We start from the raw sequence: 652 nt of genomic DNA, 5'->3' as shown, positions 1-652 counted from the left end.
CGACAACGGATGCGACGGGCAGCACCCGGCAGATGACGTGGAGCCGCTACGGGCAGTTGCTGGCGTTCACTGACTGCTCGGGCTACCAGACCCGCTATGAATACGACCGCTTCGGCCAGATGGCGGCGGTTCACCGCGAGGGAGGTATCTGCCTTTACCGCCACTATGACAACCGTGGCCGGTTAACCTCGGTGAAAGACGCACAGGGCCGTGAAACGCGGTATGAATACAACGCCGCAGGCGACCTGACTGCCGTCATTACCCCGGACGGCAACCGGAGCGAGACACAGTACGATGCGTGGGGAAAGGCGGTCAGCACCACGCAGGGCGGGCTGACGCGCAGTATGGAGTACGATGCTGCCGGACGTGTCATCAGCCTGACCAACGAGAACGGCAGCCACAGCGTCTTCAGTTACGATGCGCTGGACCGGCTGGTACAGCAGGGCGGCTTTGACGGGCGGATGCAACGTTATCATTATGACCTGGCCGGAAAACTCACGCAGAGTGAGGATGAGGGACTTGTCATCCTCTGGTACTACGATGCGTCGGACCGCATCACGCACCGCACGGTGAACGGCGAACCGGCAGAGCAGTGGCAGTATGATGGCCACGGCTGGCTGACAGACATCAGCCACCTGAGCGAAGGCCACCG

General features: G+C 62.0%; 1 pseudogene. It reads left to right on the top strand.

Features of this window, described 5'->3' with window-relative positions:
- A pseudogene (locus ACS8YF_RS19795) lies at positions 1–652 on the top strand (RHS element protein); the annotation flags it as partial.

Origin of the sequence: Salinisphaera sp. SWV1, assembly GCF_052044155.1 — a bacterium.
Classification (GTDB): Bacteria; Pseudomonadota; Gammaproteobacteria; order Nevskiales; family Salinisphaeraceae; genus Salinisphaera.
This window is presented reverse-complemented; position numbering and strand designations above follow the sequence as displayed.